This is a genomic window from Variovorax sp. AC194, assembly GCF_979257995.1.
The window spans coordinates 334,056-352,474 of record NZ_OZ409823.1; the positions used below are offsets into that span (position 1 = coordinate 334,056).

Here is an 18,419-nt window from a genome sequence, read left to right on the forward strand (position 1 = left end):
AAGTGCGGACCTTTCCCACCGTCATTCCCCAGGAGCAACCCGTGAGCAATCCCCGCTGGCAAGGCATCTTTCCCGCCATCACCACCAAGTTCCACGCCGACGAAAGCATCGATGCCGAGGGCACCGCGCGCCACATCGATTTCCAGATCCGCAACGGCATCCATGGCCTGGTGACCTGCGGCTCGCTCGGCGAAGCCAGCACGCTGACGCTCGAGGAAAAGCTGCAGGTCGCCAGGATCGCGCTGGAGGCCGCCGACGGCCGCATCCCGGTGCTGGCCAACGTGTCGGAGACCAGCACGCGTGAAGCGCTGCGCTACGTGGACGGCGCCAACAAGCTGGGCGTGGCCGGCTTCATGGTGATGCCCTCGGTGATCTACGTGGCCGATGCGCGCGAGGCGATGCTCAATGTGCGCACCATCGCCAACGCCGCGCAGCAACCCATCATGGTCTACAACAACCCGGTGGCCTACCGCGTGGACCTGAAGCCCGAGCACATGGTGGAGCTGGCCGACTGCGAATGGATCGCCGCCATCAAGGAGAGCACCGACAACATCCGCCGCATCACGGACCTGCGCAACACGGTGGGCGACCGCTACCAGCTGTTCCTGGGCGTGGACGACCTGGCCTACGAGGGCCTGGCGCTCGGCTGCGATGGCCTCCTGGCCGGCGTGGGCTGCGCGTTCCCGCGCGAGACCGTGGCGCTCTACGACCTCATGAAGGCCGGCAAGTTCGCCGAGGCGCTCAAGCTCTACCAGTGGATGACGCCGATGCTGCACCTGGACGTATCGACCAAGCTGGTGCAGAACCTCAAGCTCATCGACCTCCTGGTCGGCGTGGGTACGGAGCACATGCGCCGCCCTCGCCTGCCGCTCATCGGCGAGGAGCGCGCCTTCATCGAGAACATCGTGAAGAAGGCGCTCGCGACGCGGCCGGCGCAGTACCAATCGGTTGTGTAATAACCGCCCTTTCATTGTCCCAACCTAGGAAGAAACATGAAGACAAAAGCAGGCATGGTTCCCTTTTTCGGTCTCGTCGGCCTCGCGGCATTCGCCCTCGCGGGTCACGCCAGTGCGCAGGAGCAGGTCGTCAAGATCGGCCACAGCGGTCCCCTCTCGGGCCCCAACGCGTTCGCGGGCAAGGACAATGAAAACGGCGTGCGCCTGGCCATCGAGGAGCTCAATGCCAAGAAGCTCAGCGTCGGCGGCAAGACGCTGAAGTTCGAGCTGGTCTCCGAAGACGACCAGTGCGACGCCAAGACCGGCGTGAGCGTGGCGCAGAAGTTCGTGGACGACGGCGTGAAGTTCGTCATGGGCCCGTACTGCTCGGGCGTGGCGATCCCGGCCTCGCGCATCTACAGCGACGGCGGCACCCTGGTCTCCACCGTGGGCACCAACCCGAAGGTCACGCAGGGCGGCTACAAGAACCTCTACCGCATCATCGCGAGCGACAACCAGATCGGCTCCAGCATGGCCGTGTACGCGGCCAAGGAACTGAAGGTCAAGAAGGTCGGCGTGATCGACGACCGCACCGCCTTCGGCCAGGGCCTGGCGGAAGAATTCACCAAGGAAGCGCAGAAGCAGGGCCTCACGATCGTGGGCAAGGAATTCACGACCGACAAGGCCGTGGACTTCACCGCCATCCTCACCAACATGAAGGCCAAGGCGCCCGAGGCGATCTTCTTCGGCGGCTACGCGCCGCAGGCCGCGCCGATGGCACGGCAGATGAAGCAGCTGGCAGTGCCCGGCAAGCTCCTGGGCGGCGACACCGTCTGCAGCCCCGCCACCGGCAAGCTCGGCGGCGATGCGGTCAACGACCTGGTGTATTGCGCGCAGGGCGGCTCCATCCTGGAGAAGGCGCAGAGCGGCCCGGCCTTCAAGGAGAAGTTCAAGAAGCGCTTCAGCGCCGATGCGGATGCGTACGCCGCCTCGTACTACGACCAGGTCCTGTTCATCGGCGAATCGATGAAGAAGGCCAACTCGATCGACCCCGACAAGGTGGGCGCGCAGCTCTACAAGGACACCTACAAGGGCGTGGCCGCGACGTATGCGTACGACGACAAGGGCAACATGAAGCAGGCGCCGATCACGGTGTTCACCTTCAAGAACGCCGCTCCCGTTCCCATCGCCAGCTACTGATCGGACGACGCCCATGCAACGCATCCAGATCGTCGACTCGCACACGGGCGGCGAGCCCACGCGCCTTGTGATCGGCGGGTTTCCCGACCTGGGTGGCGGCAGCATGGCCGAGCGCCGCGCGCTGCTCGCGGACCAGCACGACAAATGGCGCGCGGCCACCGTGCTCGAGCCGCGCGGCAGCGACGTGGTGGTCGGCGCGCTGCTGTGCGCGCCGGTGTCGCCCGACGCGGCCGCGGGCGTGATCTTCTTCAACAACGCCGGTTACCTGGGCATGTGCGGCCACGGCACGATCGGGCTGGTCGCGAGCCTGGCGCACATGGGGCGCATCGGCGTGGGCGAGCACCGCATCGAGACGCCGGTCGGCACGGTCACGACCACGCTGCACGCCGACGGCTCGGTGAGCGTGCGCAACGTGCCGGCGTACCGGCACCTGCACCAGGTGGCGGTCGAGCTGCCGGGCCATGGCGTCGTGCGCGGCGACGTGGCGTATGGCGGCAACTGGTTCTTCCTCGTGAGCGAGCACGGCCAGCGCGTGGCGAGCGACAACCTCGCGGCGCTGACCGACTACACCGCCGCATTGCGCCGCGCGCTCGCGGCGCAGGGCATCACGGGTGCCGAAGGTGCGGAGATCGATCACATCGAGCTCTTCGCGAGCGACGACGAAGGCGCGGACAGCCGCAACTTCGTGCTCTGCCCCGGCAACGCCTACGACCGCTCGCCCTGCGGCACCGGCACCAGCGCCAAGATCGCGTGCCTGGCCGCCGACGGCAAGCTCGCGCCGGGCGAGACGTGGACGCAGGCCAGCGTGATCGGCAGCCGCTTCGAGGCCAGCTACGCGATGGACGACGACAAGGTCATCCCGACGCTGCGCGGCCGCGCGCACATCAGTGCAGAAGCCACGCTGCTGGTCGACGACAACGATCCCTTCGGATGGGGCATCCGGCTCTGAGAAGGTGTGAACGAACCCGCCATGCCCGCTCATCCCGCCCAAGCACACCCGCTCGGCGTTGCAAATGCTCGCCATAGCCCGAGCTATGGCTGTGCTTTGCGCCTTGATCGGGCGCGCCTGGGCGGGCTGCTCGGGCACGCCGGATTCATTCACACCTTCTGACGCCGCTGGCATGAACGCGGATGTGATTGTCATCGGCGCCGGCATCGTCGGCGCCGCCTGCGCGCATGCGCTGGCGCAGGCCGGCCGCCGGGTGCTGGTGATCGATGCGCGCATCGGCGGCGCCACGGGCGCGGGCATGGGCCACCTCGTGGTGATGGACGACAACCCGGCCGAGCTCGCACTGAGCCGCGACTCGACCGCGCGATGGCGCGCCCTCGCGCCGCACATGCCCGAGGACTGCGCGTACAGCGCCTGCGGCACGCTCTGGATCGCCGCGAACGCAGAAGAAATGGCCGAGGCCGAACGCAAGCAACAGCGCCTGCGTGAACACGGCATCGATGCCCGCATGCTCGACGCAGCCGCACTGGCGCGCGCCGAACCCGCATTGCGCAAAGGCCTCGCGGGCGCGCTCGAAGTGCCGGGCGACGGCATCCTCTACGCGCCGAACGCGGCGCGCTGGCTGCTCGGCCAGGGCGGCGATGCGGTCCGCGTCGAGCACGCGAAGGTCGAGGCGATCGAAGACGACGGCACGCTGCGCCTCGCGGACGGCACCCGCCGCACTGCGTCACAGATCGTGCTGGCCAATGGCATCGAGGCGACGACGCTCTGTCCCGAACTCCCCATCCGCCCGAAGAAGGGCCACCTGCTGATCACCGACCGCTACCCGGGCACGGTGCATCACCAGCTCGTGGAGCTCGGCTACGTGACCAGCGCGCACCACAGCGACGGCGACTCGGTCGCGTTCAACGTGCAGCCGCGGCCGACGGGGCAGTTGCTGGTCGGCTCCTCGCGGCAGTTCGACACGACCGATCCGGCCGTGGAAGCGCCGATGCTCGCGCGCATGCTGCAGCGCACGCTCGACTACCTGCCGGGGCTCGGCAATCTCAATGCGGTGCGCGCGTGGACCGGCATGCGCGCCGCGTCGCCCGATGGGCTGCCGCTATTGGGCAAGCACCCGTGGCGCGAGAAGCTCTGGCTCGCCGTCGGCCACGAAGGGCTGGGCGTGACCACCGCGCCGGGCAGCGCGCATGTGCTCGCGGCGCTGATGACCGGCGCTGCACCTGAATTCGATGCGGCGCCCTATGCGCCGCGCGGCCTGCTGGAAATGGCATGAGCAGCCACACCTTGCTGCACATCGACGGCAACCTCGTGCGCGTGAAGGCGGGCAGCTCGGTCGCCGCCGCGTTGCGCATCGCGGGCGGCATGGGCGTGGCGCGCACTTCCGTCACGGGCCAGCCGCGCGCGCCGTTCTGCGGCATGGGCGTGTGCCAGGAGTGCCGCGTGCTCATCGATGGCCGGCGCCGGCTCGCGTGCCAGACGGTCTGCGCCGAAGGCATGCGCGTGGAGACTTCGGAATGACCGCGCTCGAACACTGCGATGTGCTGATCGTCGGCGCGGGCCCGGCCGGCATGGCGGCGGCGGTCGCTGCCGCACCGAGCGGCGCATCGATCGTCGTGATCGACGACAACCCCGCGCCCGGCGGGCAGATCTGGCGCGACGGTCCCGGCGCGGCATTGCCCGCGGTTGCGCGCAAGTGGCGCGATGCGCTCGCGCGCCACGCCAACATCCGCGTGTGCAGCGGCACGCGCGTGATCGCTGCGCCCGCGCGCAACGAACTGCTGCTGGAAGACGCCGAGCGCGGCTGGCGCATGCAGTGGAAGAAACTGATCCTCTGCACGGGCGCGCGCGAATTGCTGTTGCCGTTTCCGGGCTGGACGCTGCCTGGCGTGACGGGCGCGGGCGGCCTGCAGGCGCTCATCAAGGCCGGCATGCCGGTCGAAGGCGAGCGCATCGTGATCGCGGGCAGCGGGCCACTGTTGCTCGCTGCCGCATCCACTGCGCGCGCCGCGGGCGCGAAGGTCGTGCGCATCGCCGAGCAGGCCGCGTTCGCGTCGGTCGCGGGCTTCGCCGCGAACCTGTGGCGCTGGCCCGGCAAGGCCGCGCAGTCGGTGACGCTGGCCGATCCGCAGTACCGCACTGCGTCGCGCATCGTCTCGGCGCAAGGTGGCGCGCAGGTCGAATCGGCCCGGCTTCATCAAGGCGGCCGCGAAGTGGAAATCGCCTGCGACCGCGTGGCCTGCGGCTTCGGACTCACGCCCAACACGCAGCTGGGCCGTCTGCTCGGCTGCGCCCTCACGGCCGAAGGCGCGCAGGCGCTGGCCGTCGATGCGCGGCAGCTCACCAGCCTGCCCGACGTCTACGCCGCCGGCGAATGCACCGGCTTCGGCGGCAGCGAACGCGCGCTCGCGCAAGGCGCCATCGCCGGCTACGCGGCGGTCGGCAACGAGCGCGCCGCAAAGCAGCACGAAGCCGAACGCGCCCGCTGGGACGCCTTCGCCGCGCAGCTGCACCGCAGCTTCGCGCTCGCCCCCGAAATCAAACAGATGCCGCAGCCCGACACCCTTGTGTGCCGCTGCGAAGACGTGCCCTACTCCGCGCTCGCCGACTGCACCGGCTGGACCGATGCCAAGCTCCATCGCCGCTGCGGCATGGGCGCCTGCCAGGGCCGCGTGTGCGGCGATGCGGCGCAGTTCCTCTTCGGCTGGACGCCGCCCGCGCCGCGCCCGCCGCTGTCGCCGGTGCGCATCGCGACGCTGGCCGGCCTGGCGAACCTCGCGAAAGGGAGCGACGCCCGACAATGAGGCCGCATCCGAAGACAACCATGGCCGCCCCGAAGACTCCCCTCCGCCCCCCGCCCAAGCGCCGCGCCGCCGACGTGGCCTACGACGCCATCGAGACGCTGCTGTCCACCATGCAGCTGGAGCCCGGCAGCCAGATCGTGGAGGCCGACTTGGCCGAGCGCACGGGCCTGGGCCGCACGCCGGTGCGCGAGGCGCTGATGCGCATGGTGTCGATCGGACTCATCGTGCAGCAGCCGCGCCGCGGCCTCCTGGTGTCGGCCATCGACCTGGCCGACCACCTGGATGTGATCCAGACCCGGCGCGTGCTCGAGCGGCTGATCGCGGCGTGCTCGGCGCGCCGCGCGACCGCGCTGCAGCGCAAGGACATCGTGCGCTGCGCCGAGGCGATGGTCGAGGCCGCGGGCCGCGGCGACCTGGCCGACTACATGCGCGCCGACCACGCGCTCGACCTGGTCAACCACCAGGCGAGCCACAACGATTCGGCGGTGAAGGCGGTGATCCCGCCCATCGTGCAGTGCCGCCGTTTCTGGTACGCCTACCAGCACGAAGGCGAGATCGTCGAAGGCGCGAACGCGCACCTCGAACTCGCGCAAGGCATCGCGACCGGCGACGAGGCGGCGGCCATTGCAGGTGCCGAACGTCTCATGGATTACCTGGAGCTTTTCGCCCGCAAGATCATCGACAAATAGGTCGAAGGACTACCGGGGAATTCCGAGTGGTTTGCCGCGGCCCGCGGCGCATACTGGCCCGATGGCCGTCGCACCCCGCGCCCAACCCGAGGACTTCTTCACGCCCGAGGAGTGGCAATCGCTCACCCGCCGTTCGTCATGGAAGGGCCTGTGGCTGGTGGCGCATTGCTGGGGCGTCGTCGGCGCCGCGATGCTCGCGGGCAGCGTGTGGCCGTGGACCGTGCCGCTCATGGTGCCCATCGTCGGCGCGCGGCAGCTGGGGCTCTTCATCCTGATGCACGACGCGGCGCACGCGGGCCTGCACCGCAGCCGCAAGGTCAACGACTGGGTGGGGCACTGGCTGTGCTCGTCCACGCTGCGCGATTACCGGCCTTATCACCTGCAGCACCACCGCTTCGTGCAGCAGACCGAAGACCCGGACCTCGTGCTCTCGGCGCCCTTCCCGATCACGCGCGAATCCATGTGGCGCAAGGTCGTGCGCGACCTGAGCGGACAGACCTTCTACAAGCAGCGCTTCGGGCACATCGCCGAGGGCATCCGCCAACGCGCGCCGGGCGAATCGGCGCTGAAGGTGTTCGGCCGCGAGGTCGCGAAGGACAGGCGATTCCTCATCGGCAACGGCCTCGGCTTGCTGGCCTTTGCGTTGGCCGGCTACGGGTGGGCCTGGGTGCTGATGTGGCTGTTGCCGATGGCGACGTGGCTGCCGCTCGTGAGCCGCGTGCGCAACATCGCCGAGCACGCGCTGGTGGCGCAGAACGAGGCCGATCCGCTGCGCCAGGCGCGCACCACGCATGCCAACCTCATCGAGCGCATCTTCATCGCGCCCTACGGGGTCAACTACCACTGCGAGCACCACATGTTCACCAGCCTGCCCTGCTGGGCGCTGCCGGAGGCGCACCGCCTGCTGCTGCGCCGGGGCATCACCGAGCGGATGGAAGTTCAGCCGGGTTATCTGAGCCTGCTGAAGCAGGCGACGGCCGCGGCGTCGGCGTGACTCGCCGACCGTTCAGCAGCGTGCCGACGGGCGTGTGGCGCACCAGCAGCTGATAACTCGCAAGCGCCACGAGCGAAGTGGCCGCGATGTTGAGGCCCATCTTCGCGACCGCACCCAGCGGCGCGTTGAACAGCAGGATGCCGAAGCCGATGGTGCCGAGCATGTGCACCAGATACACCCAGTACGAGCTTTGCGAGAGGTACGCCAGCACCGCGTTCTGGCGCGGCAGCCAGCGCACGAAGGCGCCGATCAGCGCCAGGCTCCAGAGCCACGAGGCTGCGTTGTAGGCGAAGGCGATCCAGAACTCGGGGTGCGGCAGGCGGTGCGCGCCGGGGCTGTGCAGCGCGCCCAGCAGCGCGATCGTCGCGATGAAGAAAGCCAGCCCGGCCAGCGCATGGCCCTTGCAGCGCGCAGCGAAGCGCGCGAGCAGGCGCTCCTGGTCGCGGTGCAGGTACCAGCCGAACAGGAAGAACAGGCCGCTCTGCAACCACTCGGAGAATGTCGGCAGGAACGCGCTGCTTTCCATCACCATGCCGGACGGATGGAAGGCGCCTGTTACCGCCAGCGGCAGCGCGAGCACCACGAAGCCCCAGCGGCGTTCCGCGAGCACCGCGAAGCCGCGGGCGACCGCATCGCGTAGTTGCGTCGGCACGAAGCGCTGCAGCCGCATGCCGGCCCAGGCCACGACGCTGAACCAGAACAGCTGGTAGAGGAACCACAGGTGCATCGTGTTGAACGGTGAGCCGCCGGGCTGCCGCGCAGGCGTGAGCGCGGTGTCGATGCCTTGCACCCCGCGCACGGTCAGGTGGATGTAGACCATCGCCAGCAACGTGGTCAGCACGAACAGCGGCGGCCAGAAGATCGCAAACGGCAGCGCGAGCCGCAGGCTGCGGTTCTTCAGCATGCCGTCCGCCCCGCGCCGTGCGACCAGCAGCGCGACGAAGAAGCCGGCCAGCACGAAGAACACCGGCATGCGGAAGCTGTGGATGAAGAGCAGCAGCAGGTCGGCCATGGGCGATGTCTTCGGGTCGCGCCAGGGCAGCGGCGAATCGACGGTGAGGTGGTTGATGGCCACATGCAGCACGATGCCGAGCCACATCATCAGGGCGCGGAGGTTGTCGAGCGCGTGGAGCCGTGGTTGGGGGTGTGGGGTGTGTGCGTTGTTCATGAGGCCGACTGTTGGGCCTCACGCAACGTCAGGGTCAAGGGGGTTTCGGACCGGGCGCCGGACTTTTTGGCGGAAGCGCGGCGATGGCCTGCAGCAGGTAACCGCGCACCGCGGGGCCGACCACGGCGGCCGCCTGCAGCACCGGCTCCGCGGCGATCGCCGCCGACAGGCGGGCCGCGAGCGCGGGGTCGTGGTCCGTGAACGCCTCGAAGAGCCGCAGCCACGATTGCGCGATGGCCTGCGCGGCCGGGTCGTCGGGACGCACGCCACCGGCTTGCAGCGCGGCCAGTTCCGCGCCGAGGCGGCGCCATTCGTCTTCGGGCGGCTTGCCCAGGCGCGCGAGGTCCTCGGTGTCCAGGTGACGCAGCAGCGCCGCCATCCGCAGGCCGATGGCCTCGCCGATGTAGTCGATCAGTTCGGCCGGCGGCCCGTCGTCGCGCCGCGCCACGGGCTCGCGCCGGTACATCTCGCCCCAGCGCGTGATGAGGTCGTAGTTGCCGTCCATCCACTGGCCCATCAAGGTCATCCAGCGGGCGGCGATCGGCTGCACCTCGAGCGCATCGGCAGGCACGCCGCGCGTCATCAGCGCGGCCGCGTCGGCGATGAGCGGGGGCCACTGGCCGGCCACGGCGCGCCAGTTGGCCATGAGCGACTGGATCTCGGCGGGGCTGAAGTAGCGGCCGTAGGTGGTCATCTGCTCCAGCGTGACGAGCCAGTCCTTCATGTCGGGCTGGGCGCCTTCGGCAAGCCGCTGCGCAAGGAGGCCGAGCCGTTCGCGCAGGGCCGTGGCCTGCGCGATCTGCTGGTCGAGCGAGGCGATCTGGCGCTGGATGATCGTGGGCAGCGCGCCGCTTTCGGCGCCCAGCAGCCCGCCGATTTCCGCCAGCGGCAGCCCCAGCAGCCGCAGCGCCTGGATGGCGTGCAGCCGGCCGATGTCGGCGGCGTTGTAGAGGCGGTAGCCGGCGTCAGAGCGCGCCGAGGGGGCGAGCAGCCCGATGGCGTCGTAGTGGTGCAGCGTGCGCACCGTGAGGCCGGTGTGTTTCGCGAGTTCGCCGACCTTGAGCAGCATCGCGCGCCTCTTTGTTTTTTATTCGCCGGCCGGTGCCGGGGCCGGTGTGGGCTCGGGGCCGGGCCAGCCCAGCAGCTCGGCCAGCCGCTGCACGATCCATTCGGCCTCGGCGGGCGCCACGCCGGATTCCGGCGTCGCGAGTCCGGCGTGGATGCGCCGCAGGATTTCGCTTTCGACGGGCACCTCGGTGTGGTGCTGGATCTGCGCGTGGCCCACGAGGTGGCTGGCCAGGTCCTCGCAGATCTCGTAGCGCTCGCGCACCACGCCGATCGGTTCGCTCAGGCGCCGGCGCGCGTCGCTGTAGACCGCGAAGAACGAGGGCGGAATGAAGATCTGGTTGTCGTCGGACATTGCGGCCTTGTTTATAGCTGGCCCAATGACAAAACGCGCCCGGGGGCGCGTTCGTCGTGGCTCCAGAGGAGCCGCAGGGGCTGGATCAGCCGCCCTTCTTGGCGCGCTTGCCAGGGTTCTTCTTGCTGCGCGTTGCGGTGCCGCGTTCCAGGCTGACCTTCTGGCCACCGCCGGTCTTGGGCAGGGCGTAGCCGGGCAGCGGCGTCGGCTTCGGGGTGGCAACGCGTTCGGCTTCGGTACGGAATGTCTTGGGCATGAAAAGCTCGGGTAAAAGTAATGTTCGAACCTGCAATTAGGCCACATCGAGGATTTCATATGCCAATAACCGAAACGGCGGGTGCCGTCGAGCGTCCGCGCTTCGTTTCGGGCTCGCTCCTGCGCCATGTTTGCGTGATGGCGGGCACCGGTGCCATCGGGCTGATCGCGGTGTTCGCGGTCGACCTGATCAACCTCTTCTACATCTCGCTGCTGGGGGAGAAAGAGACGGCGGCGGCGGTCGGTTTCGCGGGCGTGGTGGGGTTCTTTCATGCATCGCTGTGCATCGGGTTGACCATCGGCATCGCGGCCGTGGTGTCGCGCACCGTGGGCGCCGGCCGCGCGATGGATGCGCGGCGCATCGCCACCTCCAGCCTCGTGCTGATGACGGCCGCGTCGGTGGTGGTGGGCAGCGGCACGGCTTTCTTCCTGCACCCTGCCCTGCACGCGCTGGGCGCCGAGGGCGAGACGGCGCGGCTCGCGCAGCGCTATCTCTCGGTGACGGTGCACACGCTGCCGCTGCTGGGCCTGGGCATGGCGTGCTCGGCGCTGCTGCGCTCCATCGGCGACGCGCGCCGCTCGATGACGGTCACGCTCGCGGCGGCGTTCGTGACGGCGGTGCTCGATCCGATATTGATCTTCGGTTTCGGGCTGGGGCTCGACGGCGCGGCGATCAGCGCGGTGGTCTCGCGCATGGTGCTCGCGGCCATCGGGTTGCACGGCGTGATGGTGAAGCACCGCATGCTCGGGCGCTTCGAGCCGCTGCAACTGGCCGGTGACGCGCGCGCCCTTGCGAGCGTGGCGGGGCCGGCGGTGCTGACGAACCTCGCGACGCCCGTGGGTGCTGCGTTCGTCACGCATGCGATCGCGCAGTTCGGGCCGTCGGCGGTGGCGGGTGCGGCGACCATCGACCGCCTGAGTCCCGTGGCGTTTGGCCTCGTCTACGCGCTGAGCGGCGCGGTCGGGCCGATCCTGGCGCAGAACCTCGGCGCGGGCCAGTACCGCCGCGTGCAGGAGGGGCTGCGCGACAGCCTGCTGTTCATGGTGGCCTCGGTGGCCGTCGCCTGGCTCGTGCTGGCGCTGGGACAGGGCGTGCTGATCCGCGCGTTCTCGGCCGAGGGGCAAGCGGCCGAGCTGATCGCGCTCTTCTGCACGTGGCTCGCGGCGAGCTTCTTCTTTGCGGGCGGGTTGTTCGTGGCGAACGCGTCGTTCAACAACCTCGGGCATCCGCTGCTGTCGACGTTCTTCAACTGGGGGCGCGCCACGCTGGGCACGATTCCGTTCGCCTGGTGGGGCTCGCACTACGGCGCGGCCGGCGTGCTCGTCGGACAGGCCGTGGGCTCGTCGATCTTCGGATTGCTGGCGGTGGTGGTGGCGTTCCGGCTGGCGTCGAAACTGGCGCGGCAGGAGCCGTCGATGAAGAAGGCTCCTGCACCGGTGCTCGATGCGCCGGTGGCGCCGACTTCGGCGCATGGCGATGCTGCGGCGCTCGCCACGCCGCAGCCTGTGGCCGCTACTGGTCCTGCAGCGTCAGCAGCCGCACCTTGACCGACTTGCCCTTGACGCGGCCGCTGCCCAGCTTGTGCGCGGCCTCGGCGGCGATGGCGCGGTCCACCGCCACATACGTCGAGAACTCGTTGACGTTGATCTTGCCGACCTGGTCTTTCGTGTAGCCGCAGTCGCCCGTGAGGGCGCCCAGCACGTCGCCGGCGCGGATCTTTTCCTTGCGCCCGCCCACGATCTGCAGCGTGGCCATCGGCGGCTGCAGCGGCGCGCCCTTGGCGGGCGTGAGCTCGGCCAGTTCGTGCCATTCGGATTCGCGGCCCTGCAACTGCTCGATCTTTCCGACGCTGCCCATCTCGTTCATGCTCGCCAGGTTCAGCGCGAGGCCTTCGGCATCGCCCGATTGGCCCACGCGGCCGGTGCGGCCGACGCGGTGGATGTGGATCTCCGAATCGGGCGTCACGTCGACATTGATCACCGCTTCGAGGTGCGAGATATCGAGGCCCCGCGCCGCCACGTCGGTGGCCACCAGCACCGAGCAGCTGCGGTTGGCGAACTGCACCAGCACCTGGTCGCGCTCGCGCTGTTCGAGCTCGCCGAAGAGCGCCAGCGCGCTGAAGCCCTGCGCCTGAAGCACCTCGACCAGGTCGCGGCACTGCTGCTTGGTGTTGCAGAAGGCCAGCGTGCTGACAGGGCGGAAATGGTCCAGCAGCAGGCTCACGGTGTGCAGCCGCTCGCTGTCCTTCACCTGGTACCAGCGTTGGCGGATCTTGCTGCCTTCGTGCTGCGCCTGCACCGTGATCTGCTGCGGGCTCTTCATGAACTGCTGCGCGAGCTTGGCGATGCCCTCGGGGTAGGTGGCCGAGAAGAGCAGCGTCTGGCGCTCCTTCGGGCACTGGCGCGCGACCTTCACGATGTCGTCGAAGAAGCCCATGTCCAGCATGCGGTCGGCTTCGTCGAGCACCAGCGTGTTGAGCGCCGAGAGGTCCAGATTGCCGCGCTCCAGGTGGTCCATGATGCGGCCCGGCGTGCCCACGACGATGTGCGCGCCGTGCTCCAGGCTCGCGATCTGCCCGCGCAGCGCGACGCCGCCGCAGAGCGTGACCACCTTGATGTTTTCTTCGGCGCGCGCGAGACGCCGGATCTCGGTCGTGACCTGGTCGGCCAGCTCGCGCGTCGGGCACAGCACCATCGCCTGGATGGCGAAGCGGCGTGCGTTGAGGTTGGCGAGCAGCGCCAGGGCGAAGGCGGCGGTCTTGCCGCTGCCGGTCTTGGCCTGGGCGATCAGGTCCTTGCCCAACAGCGCCGGCGGCAGCGCGGCGGCCTGGATGGCCGTCATCTGCGTGTAGCCCAGCTGGGTGAGGTTGGCCAGCATCTGGGGCGAGAGCGCCAGCGTGGCAAAGCCGTTGTCGGTCGAAACCTGGGCTTGGGAGCCGTCGGCTGTGGGATTGGTCGTGGTCATCGTTTCAGCAGCCGGGACCCGGGAAAAACAAAGGCCTTGCCGGCACCCTTCGCGGGGTGCCGCAAGGCCTCTTGTCCGTCGCGGATCAGCGGCGGGGGGAGTTGTTGCCGCCGGTCGGCGGCGGGCCGCGACGTTCCAGGTGGCGGAAGGTGATGCGACCCTTGGTCAGGTCGTAGGGCGAGAGTTCGAGCGACACCTTGTCACCCGCCAGGATGCGGATGTGGTGCTTGCGCATCTTGCCGCCGCTGTAGGCGATCAGCTGATGGCCGTTGTCCAGCGTGACGCGGTAGCGCGAGTCGGGCAGGACTTCGGTCACTGCGCCGTTCATTTCGATCAGTTCTTCCTTGGGCATGTGTGATTACCTCTGAATCTCGTTCGATGTGTGTTGGATATGAAGATGGGCGTGATTGTTTCAGCCTGCGCACGTCAAGGCGAGCGGGGCGTTGCGCGTGTTGCGCTCGCGCACCCAGCAAAGGCCCTGGTCGATGGCATAGCGCAGGGCGGCGGCGTGGCTCGCAAAACGCGGCGTGAAGCGCATCACGCGGTCGTGCATGCCGCTGCCGTGGCCGGAGCGGATCGAGACGGAGGCGGCGAAATGGCCGTCGTCCTGGTGTCGAATGAGCGGGGAAACAAGGTACTTGCCCACCGCGATACTGTGTTGAATGATGTCCATGGAGCCTTGGCACAGCGCGCGAATGTTGGACGCGAAGTGCCTGAAAAATAATTGAAAACGGGCGTGGGCCGGCCGCAATGGCGCGGCGAACGCGCTATTCGCTTCAACAAGAACGAAGGCAGTGGTGGCAATCATGGGCGCCCGGTCTGGCGCTCCAACACACTGTGAAGCCGGCTGAAAGTGTGGGGGCCTGAAGAATCCAAGGGACAGTGCAGGTCAGCCGGCAATATGACGAAGTGCTTCGTCGTGGTATCGAAACGAACCCGCCATTATAGCTTGACGGGCATGACAGTTGCTCATCTTCAAAGCAAGCCGGGGCCCGATGGCCCGCGAAGGACGGTCGCTCCTGCGAAGTTTGCTATTGAAAATATAGCAAAACACGCCGCAATCAGGCAGCCAGCGGCGATGTCGGCAAAGAAAGCGCAGTCCGCGACCTGTGGGCGGCGTGCAACATCAGGCCCAGTCCCACGAGCTGGCTGGCAGCGCCCGCCCAGCCCACCGCGCTCACGCCGAACAGGTCGATCACCACGCCGCCCAGCGCCGAGCCCGCCGCGATGCCCAGGTAGATCGCCGAGGCGTTGAGCGACAGCGTCATCGGCGCGCGATCGGGTGCCAGGCGGATCAGCCGCACCGCCTGCGCCGGGCCGAACCCCCAGCCAGCGAAGCCCCAGAGCGCCGAAAGGCCCACGATCAGCGGCAGCGCCAGCTCGCGCGGCAGCATCTGCGCCGAGAACGACAGCCCGCCGAAGATCGCCACCAGCACGAGTGCGAAGGCCTGCGCCACGCGGTCGGCGCCGAAGCGGTCGGTCGCCCAGCCGCCGGTGGCGGTGCCGAGGGCGGCCGCGACGCCGATCGCGCAGAACACGGCGCTCACGCCGTGGGCGCCGAAGCCCACCGTGCCCGACAGGAACGACGCGATGTAGGTATAGAAACTGAAGCCGCCCATGGTCCACAGCACGGTGGTCAGCAGCGCGGGCAGCACACCGGGCGCGCGGGCCACCGAGAACGACGGCGCGCGCGCGGCAGTCGCCGGCGCCGAAGACGCCAGGCTGCGCGGCAAACCGACGGCCACGCCCCAAGCGGCCAGCGCCGCCACCGCGGCCACCAGCAAATAAGCCGTGCGCCAGCCGCCCCAGCCCGCGATCCACGCGCCCAGCGGCACGCCGACGGCGACCGCCACCGTGCCGCCGCCCGTCACGATGGCCAGCGCCCGCCCGCGCAGCGCGGGCGACACCATCGACGCCGCCACCGCGCTCGCGGTCGGCAGGAACACGCCGGCCACCAGGCCGAGCGCGATGCGCGCCAGCGCCAGCTGCGCGAAGCCCTGCGCCATCGAGGCGGCCAGCGTGATGCCCGCGAATGCCGCAAGACTCGCGACCAGCAGCGGCCGCCGGCCGAAGCGCGCGAACAGTGCGGCCATCAGCGGCGAGCCGATCGCATAGCTCAGCGCGAACAGCAGCACCAGCTGCCCGGCGCGCGTGGCGCTCACCTGCAGGTCGGCCGCCAGCATCGGCAGCAGGCCGACGACCATGAAACTCTCGGTGCCCAGGGCGAAGGCGCCCAGTGCCAGCCACGCCAGGCCGAGGGGCAGGCGTTCGGCGGGTTGCGCGGGCGCGGCGGCGAGAGGTTCGGTGTGCATGGCGAGACTCCGGTGAGCGTTCTGAGGCCTTCAGAATAGGCTTGCGATTGGCTCTTAAAAAGAACCACAATCGGCGAACTTCATGGAGCCACTCTTCGAACTCGCCATCCGCCTGCCGGGTACCGGCTCGCGCGACCTGCTGCGCGAGGTGCACCGGCAGCTGCGCGACGCCATCCTCGACGGCCGGCTGCAGCCCGGCGCGCGGCTGCCCGCCACGCGCGCGCTCGCCGGGCGGCTGGGCGTCTCGCGCAACACGATGCTCGCGGCCTACGACCTGCTGCTGAGCGAGGGCTACCTGCTCGCGCGGCCCGGTGCCGGCACCTACGTGGCCGACACGCTGCCGCAGTCGCGCCGCGGCCGCACGTCCAAAAAAGGCGCACCGGCCCGGCGCGACCCGCGGCTGGTGCCGCTGAACGTGCCCGGCGCCGACCTCGCGCCCACGCTGCAGCCGCCACGCGCACGCGACGATTTCCGCGTCGGCCTGCCCGACACCGGCGCCTTTCCGTTCGATATCTGGCGGCGCCTGTCCGACCGCGCGCTGCGCCGCATCGCACGCGAGCCCGCCGACTACGCCCAGCCGCAGGGCCAGGCCGCGATGCGCGAGGCGATCGCCCGGCACGTGTCGTTCACCCGCGCGGTCGGCTGCACGGCCGACGACATCGTGGTCACCGCCGGCGCGCAGCAGGCCTTCGGGCTGCTCGCGCGCATCCTCGTCGTGCCCGGGCGCACGGTGGTCGCGGTGGAGCAGCTTTTCTATCCGTCGCTGCGCGAGGCCATGACCGCCGCGGGCGCGAAGGTGGTCACCGTGCCGACCGATGTCGAGGGCCTGTGCGTCGAGCGCCTGCCGCCCGAGGCGCGCGTGATCTGCGTGACGCCCTCGCACCAGTTCCCCACAGGCGTCGCGATGTCGCCGCAGCGCCGCGCGGCGCTGCTGGCCTTCGCGCGGGCGCGCAACGCGGTGGTCATCGAGGACGACTACGACAGCGAATTCCGCTTCGCCGGCCGCCCGCTCGATGCGCTGCAAACGCTCGACCGCGCCGAATCGGTCTGCTACGTCGGCACCTTCTCCAAGAGCCTGTTCCCCGCGCTGCGTCTCGGTTTCGTGGTCGCGCCGCCCTGGGCGCGCGCGGCGCTCGTGCGGGCGCGCGAGCTGGCCGACTGGCACGGCCCGGTGCTCGGGCAGGAGGCGCTCGCCGCCTTCATCGCCGAGGGCCACCTCGCGCGCCACATCCGCAAGATGCGCAAGGTCTACGGCGCGCGCCGCGCCGCGTTGCTCGAGGCGCTGGGCAGGCACTGCGCGGGGCGGCTCGAGGTGATTCCGTCCGATGCGGGGCTGCACCTGTCGGCGTGGCTGCGCACGCATTCGCGCGACCACGCCGTGGTCGAACGCGCTGCCGCGGCGGGCATCACGCTGCCGCCGCTCTCGCGCTTTGCGCTCGATCCGCTGGCCCACGATGCGCCCAACGGCCTCGCCTTCGGCTACGGCCTGATCGACGAATCGCAGATCGACGGCGCCATCCGCCGCCTCGCCGCGCTGCTCTGAGCGCCGCCCTTCGCGCACGCATTGGCGCTGCGCTCCTACACGGCGCCTCGCGGGCGGGCCGGATCGTGGACTCAAGCCCTACGCAGAAGAAAGATCGCCGATGAACACCGCCACGCTTTCCACCGCCCCCGTGCGCTTCGACCCGTCCGTGGAGACGGTGGCCGACGACGAGCTCCAGACCCAGGCCGAACTCGTCGCCACGCTGCTGGGCATGTCCCGCACCATGGCCGACCACACCGGCCATGCGGCGCGCAGCGTGCATGCCAAGAGCCACGGCCTGCTGCGCGGCGAACTGCGTGTGCTCGACGGCCTGCCCGAGCCGCTGGCGCAGGGCCTCTTCGCCACGGCGGGCCGCCACGCGGTCGTGATGCGCATCTCCACGCCGCCCGCCGAGATGCTGGACGACCGCGTCTCGCTGCCGCGCGGCATGGCGCTCAAGGTGATGGACGTCGAAGGCGAGCGCGTGGAAGGCTCGGAGGCCCACACCACGCAGGACTTCCTGTTCGTCGACGGACCCGTGTTCCTCGCGCCCGACGCGAAGGGATTTCTCAAGAGCCTGAAGCTGCTGGCCGGCACCACCGACAAGGCGCCCAACGCCAAGCGCGTGCTCTCCAGCGTGCTGCAGGGCGTGGAAAAGGCCGTCGAGGCGGTCGGCGGACAGAGCGGCAAGCTGATCGCGATGGGCGGCCACCCCGAGGTCCATCCGCTGGGCGCCACCTTCTTCACGCAGGTGCCGCTGCGCTACGGCGACCACATCGCGAAGCTGCAGCTGGCGCCGGTTTCGCCCAACCTCGTGGCGCTCGAGGGGCAGCCGATCGACCTGGACGACAAGCCCGACGGCACGCGCGAAGCGGTCATGGACGTCGTGCGTCAGCAGCCCGCCGAATGGGAACTGCGCGTGCAGCTGTGCGTGGACCTGGAGCGCATGCCCATCGAAGACGCCTCGGTCGAATGGCCGCAGGACCTGAGCCCCTTCGTGCCCGTGGCGCGCATCACCGTCGGCCCGCAGGCCGGCTGGAGCGTCGAGCTCGCGCGCGAGATCGACGATGGCATGGCCTTCAACCCCTGGCACGCGCTGGCCGCGCACCGGCCGCTGGGCCAGGTGATGCGCGCGCGCAAGGCCGCGTATGCCGCCTCGTCGAACTACCGCAGCGAGCGCAACGGGTGCCCGTTGCACCGCTGAGA

The 18,419-nt window shown here is 69.7% G+C and carries 19 protein-coding genes; 11 read left to right on the forward strand and 8 right to left on the reverse strand.

All coding sequences use genetic code 11. The annotated features are described in order from the left end of the window. Positions 1 to 41 precede the first annotated feature (41 nt). The 8 genes from ACZYRS_RS01595 to ACZYRS_RS01630 all read left to right on the forward strand — a co-directional run bounded on the left by ACZYRS_RS01595 (position 42) and on the right by ACZYRS_RS01630 (position 7,571). Positions 42 to 956 carry a dihydrodipicolinate synthase family protein gene (locus tag ACZYRS_RS01595; RefSeq protein ID WP_463417875.1) on the forward strand — a complete coding sequence of 305 codons (915 nt, stop codon included), beginning with the start codon at positions 42 to 44 and terminating at the stop codon, positions 954 to 956. Between the two features lie 36 nt (positions 957 to 992). Continuing rightward, positions 993 to 2,135: a branched-chain amino acid ABC transporter substrate-binding protein gene (locus tag ACZYRS_RS01600; protein ID WP_463417876.1), complete on the forward strand. Its 1,143-nt coding sequence runs from the start codon at positions 993 to 995 to the stop codon at positions 2,133 to 2,135. Positions 2,136 to 2,148: 13 nt separating this feature from the next. After that, positions 2,149 to 3,084 (forward strand): 4-hydroxyproline epimerase, encoded by a 936-nt coding sequence (locus ACZYRS_RS01605; protein WP_463417877.1) that lies wholly within the window; start codon positions 2,149 to 2,151, stop codon positions 3,082 to 3,084. 172 nt (positions 3,085 to 3,256) lie between these two features. Next, entirely contained in the window at positions 3,257 to 4,360 is a 1,104-nt protein-coding gene (locus ACZYRS_RS01610; RefSeq protein ID WP_463417878.1) for an NAD(P)/FAD-dependent oxidoreductase, read from the forward strand. After that, complete coding sequence (locus ACZYRS_RS01615) at positions 4,357 to 4,605, forward strand: (2Fe-2S)-binding protein (RefSeq protein WP_463417879.1); 249 nt, start codon at positions 4,357 to 4,359, stop codon at positions 4,603 to 4,605. The genes ACZYRS_RS01610 and ACZYRS_RS01615 overlap by 4 nt, the downstream gene beginning before the upstream one ends. Then, positions 4,602 to 5,888 (forward strand): FAD-dependent oxidoreductase, encoded by a 1,287-nt coding sequence (locus tag ACZYRS_RS01620; protein WP_463417880.1) that lies wholly within the window; start codon positions 4,602 to 4,604, stop codon positions 5,886 to 5,888. The genes ACZYRS_RS01615 and ACZYRS_RS01620 overlap by 4 nt, the downstream gene beginning before the upstream one ends. Positions 5,889 to 5,908: 20 nt before the next feature. Further along, positions 5,909 to 6,577 carry a GntR family transcriptional regulator gene (locus ACZYRS_RS01625; RefSeq protein WP_463417881.1) on the forward strand — a complete coding sequence of 223 codons (669 nt, stop codon included), beginning with the start codon at positions 5,909 to 5,911 and terminating at the stop codon, positions 6,575 to 6,577. A 61-nt stretch (positions 6,578 to 6,638) separates the two neighbouring features. Beyond that, positions 6,639 to 7,571 carry a fatty acid desaturase family protein gene (locus ACZYRS_RS01630; RefSeq protein ID WP_463417882.1) on the forward strand — a complete coding sequence of 311 codons (933 nt, stop codon included), beginning with the start codon at positions 6,639 to 6,641 and terminating at the stop codon, positions 7,569 to 7,571. Here ACZYRS_RS01630 and ACZYRS_RS01635 read toward each other — a convergent pair. The 4 genes from ACZYRS_RS01635 to ACZYRS_RS01650 form a co-directional block, all read right to left on the reverse strand. After that, on the reverse strand, positions 7,498 to 8,739 hold the full coding sequence (locus tag ACZYRS_RS01635) for an acyltransferase family protein (RefSeq protein WP_463417883.1): 1,242 nt from the start codon (positions 8,737 to 8,739) through the stop codon (positions 7,498 to 7,500). The two genes, ACZYRS_RS01630 and ACZYRS_RS01635, sit on opposite strands and share 74 nt — an antisense overlap. Positions 8,740 to 8,773: 34 nt before the next feature. Beyond that, positions 8,774 to 9,808, reverse strand: a complete 1,035-nt coding sequence (locus ACZYRS_RS01640; protein ID WP_463417884.1) for a MerR family transcriptional regulator — start codon at positions 9,806 to 9,808, stop codon at positions 8,774 to 8,776. A gap of 18 nt (positions 9,809 to 9,826) precedes the next feature. Continuing rightward, positions 9,827 to 10,159, reverse strand: coding sequence for a hypothetical protein (locus tag ACZYRS_RS01645; protein WP_463417885.1), 333 nt, complete (start codon positions 10,157 to 10,159; stop codon positions 9,827 to 9,829). An 85-nt stretch (positions 10,160 to 10,244) separates the two neighbouring features. Continuing rightward, positions 10,245 to 10,415, reverse strand: coding sequence for a hypothetical protein (locus tag ACZYRS_RS01650; protein WP_177224862.1), 171 nt, complete (start codon positions 10,413 to 10,415; stop codon positions 10,245 to 10,247). Between the two features lie 59 nt (positions 10,416 to 10,474). Between ACZYRS_RS01650 and ACZYRS_RS01655 the strand changes: the two genes are divergently transcribed. Continuing rightward, on the forward strand, positions 10,475 to 11,962 hold the full coding sequence (locus ACZYRS_RS01655) for an MATE family efflux transporter (RefSeq protein WP_463417886.1): 1,488 nt from the start codon (positions 10,475 to 10,477) through the stop codon (positions 11,960 to 11,962). Here the strand turns inward: ACZYRS_RS01655 and dbpA are convergent. From dbpA to ACZYRS_RS01675, 4 genes are all read right to left on the reverse strand, one after another. Next, on the reverse strand, positions 11,928 to 13,379 hold the full coding sequence (gene dbpA, locus ACZYRS_RS01660; protein ID WP_429613317.1) for an ATP-dependent RNA helicase DbpA: 1,452 nt from the start codon (positions 13,377 to 13,379) through the stop codon (positions 11,928 to 11,930). The two genes, ACZYRS_RS01655 and dbpA, sit on opposite strands and share 35 nt — an antisense overlap. Before the next feature lie 85 nt (positions 13,380 to 13,464). Then, the gene (gene infA, locus ACZYRS_RS01665; RefSeq protein ID WP_093128941.1) at positions 13,465 to 13,731 is read right to left on the reverse strand and encodes a translation initiation factor IF-1; all 267 of its coding nucleotides are present in this window, start codon (positions 13,729 to 13,731) and stop codon (positions 13,465 to 13,467) included. A 60-nt stretch (positions 13,732 to 13,791) separates the two neighbouring features. Further along, positions 13,792 to 14,052 carry a hypothetical protein gene (locus tag ACZYRS_RS01670; RefSeq protein ID WP_463422440.1) on the reverse strand — a complete coding sequence of 87 codons (261 nt, stop codon included), beginning with the start codon at positions 14,050 to 14,052 and terminating at the stop codon, positions 13,792 to 13,794. A gap of 388 nt (positions 14,053 to 14,440) precedes the next feature. Beyond that, positions 14,441 to 15,691 (reverse strand): MFS transporter, encoded by a 1,251-nt coding sequence (locus ACZYRS_RS01675; protein ID WP_463417887.1) that lies wholly within the window; start codon positions 15,689 to 15,691, stop codon positions 14,441 to 14,443. A gap of 82 nt (positions 15,692 to 15,773) precedes the next feature. On the opposite strand from ACZYRS_RS01675, the gene pdxR reads away from it, so the two are divergent. Together pdxR and ACZYRS_RS01685 are read left to right on the forward strand one after the other, a co-directional pair. Then, a complete protein-coding gene (gene pdxR, locus ACZYRS_RS01680; RefSeq protein ID WP_463417888.1) occupies positions 15,774 to 17,234 on the forward strand; it encodes a MocR-like pyridoxine biosynthesis transcription factor PdxR in 1,461 nt (486 codons plus the stop codon). A 100-nt stretch (positions 17,235 to 17,334) separates the two neighbouring features. Then, complete coding sequence (locus ACZYRS_RS01685) at positions 17,335 to 18,417, forward strand: catalase family protein (protein WP_463417889.1); 1,083 nt, start codon at positions 17,335 to 17,337, stop codon at positions 18,415 to 18,417. Positions 18,418 to 18,419 lie beyond the last annotated feature (2 nt).

Bases quoted from the DNA above. Each gene is read 5' to 3' on its own strand.
- infA (WP_093128941.1), bottom strand. From the start codon at position 13,731: ATGCCCAAGGAAGAACTGATCGAAATGAACGGCGCAGTGACCGAAGTC.
- ACZYRS_RS01615 (WP_463417879.1), top strand. From the start codon at position 4,357: ATGAGCAGCCACACCTTGCTGCACATCGACGGCAACCTCGTGCGCGTG.
- ACZYRS_RS01630 (WP_463417882.1), top strand. From the start codon at position 6,639: ATGGCCGTCGCACCCCGCGCCCAACCCGAGGACTTCTTCACGCCCGAG.
- ACZYRS_RS01635 (WP_463417883.1), bottom strand. From the start codon at position 8,739: ATGAACAACGCACACACCCCACACCCCCAACCACGGCTCCACGCGCTC.
- ACZYRS_RS01645 (WP_463417885.1), bottom strand. From the start codon at position 10,159: ATGTCCGACGACAACCAGATCTTCATTCCGCCCTCGTTCTTCGCGGTC.
- ACZYRS_RS01675 (WP_463417887.1), bottom strand. From the start codon at position 15,691: ATGCACACCGAACCTCTCGCCGCCGCGCCCGCGCAACCCGCCGAACGC.
- ACZYRS_RS01650 (WP_177224862.1), bottom strand. From the start codon at position 10,415: ATGCCCAAGACATTCCGTACCGAAGCCGAACGCGTTGCCACCCCGAAG.
- ACZYRS_RS01600 (WP_463417876.1), top strand. From the start codon at position 993: ATGAAGACAAAAGCAGGCATGGTTCCCTTTTTCGGTCTCGTCGGCCTC.
- ACZYRS_RS01655 (WP_463417886.1), top strand. From the start codon at position 10,475: ATGCCAATAACCGAAACGGCGGGTGCCGTCGAGCGTCCGCGCTTCGTT.
- ACZYRS_RS01640 (WP_463417884.1), bottom strand. From the start codon at position 9,808: ATGCTGCTCAAGGTCGGCGAACTCGCGAAACACACCGGCCTCACGGTG.
- ACZYRS_RS01605 (WP_463417877.1), top strand. From the start codon at position 2,149: ATGCAACGCATCCAGATCGTCGACTCGCACACGGGCGGCGAGCCCACG.
- ACZYRS_RS01625 (WP_463417881.1), top strand. From the start codon at position 5,909: ATGGCCGCCCCGAAGACTCCCCTCCGCCCCCCGCCCAAGCGCCGCGCC.
- ACZYRS_RS01610 (WP_463417878.1), top strand. From the start codon at position 3,257: ATGAACGCGGATGTGATTGTCATCGGCGCCGGCATCGTCGGCGCCGCC.
- ACZYRS_RS01670 (WP_463422440.1), bottom strand. From the start codon at position 14,052: ATGGACATCATTCAACACAGTATCGCGGTGGGCAAGTACCTTGTTTCC.
- ACZYRS_RS01685 (WP_463417889.1), top strand. From the start codon at position 17,335: ATGAACACCGCCACGCTTTCCACCGCCCCCGTGCGCTTCGACCCGTCC.
- ACZYRS_RS01620 (WP_463417880.1), top strand. From the start codon at position 4,602: ATGACCGCGCTCGAACACTGCGATGTGCTGATCGTCGGCGCGGGCCCG.
- pdxR (WP_463417888.1), top strand. From the start codon at position 15,774: ATGGAGCCACTCTTCGAACTCGCCATCCGCCTGCCGGGTACCGGCTCG.
- dbpA (WP_429613317.1), bottom strand. From the start codon at position 13,379: ATGACCACGACCAATCCCACAGCCGACGGCTCCCAAGCCCAGGTTTCG.